The organism is Sulfuricurvum sp. (assembly GCF_036279695.1).
Classification (GTDB): Bacteria; Campylobacterota; Campylobacteria; order Campylobacterales; family Sulfurimonadaceae; genus Sulfuricurvum.
Genome location: NZ_DASUIQ010000030.1, coordinates 1 through 2,696, shown reverse-complemented (window position 1 = coordinate 2,696; position 2,696 = coordinate 1). Strand labels below are relative to the sequence as shown.

At 47.4% G+C, this 2,696-nt stretch carries 2 protein-coding genes; one reads left to right on the top strand and one right to left on the bottom strand.

What is annotated here, in order from left to right; translation table 11 throughout:
• The coding region (locus VFW36_RS03360; RefSeq protein ID WP_329657397.1) for a 4Fe-4S dicluster domain-containing protein at positions 1–437 on the top strand (437 nt) is incomplete at its 5' end.
• 4 nt (positions 438–441) lie between these two features.
• Here VFW36_RS03360 and VFW36_RS03355 read toward each other — a convergent pair.
• Positions 442–2,523: a TonB-dependent receptor gene (locus tag VFW36_RS03355; RefSeq protein ID WP_329657396.1), complete on the bottom strand. Its 2,082-nt coding sequence runs from the start codon at positions 2,521–2,523 to the stop codon at positions 442–444.
• Between the last annotated feature and the right edge of the window lie 173 nt (positions 2,524–2,696).

Sequence of the window (2,696 nt, the reverse complement as noted above, 5' to 3'; positions counted from 1 at the left end):
TGCTTATGATCGCCGAGGTCTATATGGTACAGGGGTGGTATTGCGCCTATCTCTGCCCCTATGGAGCAACGTGCGCGATCCTCCCGATCGAAGATCGCCTCACCTACCGTTTTGATGATCCGAACATTAACTGTACCGAGTGCGAAGGGTGTGTCACAATCTGCCCCATCCCTAATCTCGACATCCGTAATGGTTTTGACATCCGCTGTATCCAGTGCGGGCTGTGTGAAGAAGCGTGCGAAAAAGTATTTGCCAAATGCACCCGTCCATCACTAATTCACCCTGAAAAAAGATCGATTTTGCGCGCAGGTGGGAGAAGTATGGGGATAGCGGTCGCTATTATCCTCATCATACTACTCACCACAGCAGGGGTTGTCACCCTTTTGGATGAGGAGCGGTTGGAGTCGTGTCGGTTGGAAAATAGAGCGTTATATTAGAAAATTACCATTTCCCCTCAATCGATAAAAGTACCTGTGGTTTTGTGCGCTCTTTATCCACTTGAGTTTGGGTGATAGCTCCCCCTGCATCGTACAAACGTGACGTTGTCTCTACCGTTGAAGCGGTGATATTTTTTACGTTAAACTGCAATTTAAACATTTTATTGAGCCGTTTATTGGCATAGAGATCGAGCGTACCGTACCCTTTTTGTGATTGGGATATGAAATACTCCTGCGGATCATCGTATCCGCCGACGTAGCGATACGCCGCGCCATAGGTGATTTCAGAGCCTTTTAGCGTGTGATCGAAACCGAGGTTACAGGTAAAATTCGGTGTTTGTAAAAGCTCTCTTTTGACTCCGGTTAGAGTGTTCGTAATCGATGAGTCTTGCAGCGTTGCATTGGCAAAAACTCCGAACCCTGTGATGTACTCTTTGAGTGATTTTTTGACCTCTAATTCAAGACCCCACAACGACCCCTCTCCTGCATTTTCAGGGGTTTGCTCATAGCGTCCCGATACGGAGTTAAAACGGATCGCATTTTCGATTTTATCATTGATGGTTCGATAAAACCCGCCGATACTTGCTAAACCTTTATCCTCAAAAAAGTGCTCAAACCGAAGCTCATAACTCAACGCTTTCTCTTCGTTCAAATTCGGATTTCCGATCACATCGGGACGATGGATGCTGTTTTCATCGAGGGTGCTGTTGGTACTCGCCGATAGTTGGTTGAGTCTTGGGAGACGGACGGTTTTAGCGACACTCGCACGGATATTGTCTTTTGGTGTCACCTGAAACAGTGCGTGTAGAGATGGCGCGAAGTAACCCAGATTCGACGTTGCACCATAGTCTCTATTTAATGTTTCATAGCGGAGTCCGGGGGTAATAACGATCCCCTCATTCAATGTATATTCGTCTTGGATATAGAGGGAGAGTTTGTCCTCTTTCATCTGGATTTTATCGTTCGCCGAAGTGACATCTACCCCGTTTAAAATCCTTGTAGTTTCATCGATCTGATCGCTTCGTTTGAGTTCAAATCCGCCTTTCATGAAATGATCATCTCGAAGTGCCGTATAATCCCCCTGAAGACCGTAAAACCGACTCAATACATAATCGTGCTCTTTACGATTGGTAGCAGAAGGGGTCGATAATGACTCCAAATCGCCGTTCTCTTCGAACGAGTGGATTTTTGCTTTCCACTCAAAAATATCATCTCCGAATCGGTGCTCCGCCCCCAAAGCCGACCAAAGCATCGTGTTGGTCGCATCGTCATGACTTCGGTAACGGTTCGTTGGTGCGGCTGAGCCCTCGGTCATAGTCGTCGAAGTGATCGTGTCACTATTATGATTAAACGTCACCGACCCGTCATAGAGTATTTTAAGGCGTGAGGAGGGGGTGAAGTTAAGCTTTGCGCGCACACCCACGGAGCGATTTTTGCTCCGATCATCACGCTCTTCATCGGTATCCAATGCTGTTTTATCGGTTAAGATGTCGGTCCGATCTTCTTTGATATTGTTAGATGCGTTCAGATTTACCAAATACGAAACGTTATCGAGCTTCCCTTCTCGTTGCACATACGCGGTTTCGCTCAGATCCTCACCGTACGCACCGAGTGTCACTTTTGCAGAGGTTCGCCCCTCCGCCTTCGGTTTTTTGAGAACAACGTTGACGATTCCCCCCATCGATTCGGCAGTGTACTCCGCCGAGCCATTCGTCATCACCTCGATCCGCTCGATCATATCGGGTGAAATCTGCTCCAGTGGACTAACTCGCTTACTCGTTCCGGTCGAGGTTGCTTCACCGTCGATCATCACTACCGTGTATCCCTTACCCGGTGCACTGGCGGGTCCTTTGCCATTTGGGATCGTTACTCCGGGGGTGCGTCGGAGGATCTCTAACGCATTCGAATCGCCATACTGGGTCAACTCTTCTGCTTTAATAATCCGTTTCGCGATAGAGTTATCCCGTCGCTCATCGATAGCCGTATAATCCTCCGCAATTTGGATTTTTTCCAAGGTAACAATCTCTTGCGCGCACACACTGCTTATCATAGCGGTAGCCGCAAGAATAGTTCGATAATTCATCATTCTGTCCTGCTTATTTTTGTTTGTCGGTGACGATATAGAGCTGTTCATGCCCGAGTCGTTTGAGAACATCCATCACACCTACAAAGTTTTGAAATGCCGCATCTTTATCGCTATAGAGTACGACGGTCATCTCTTTACCCCCTGCAATAACCCGTTGTTCAAAATCAGCCAAG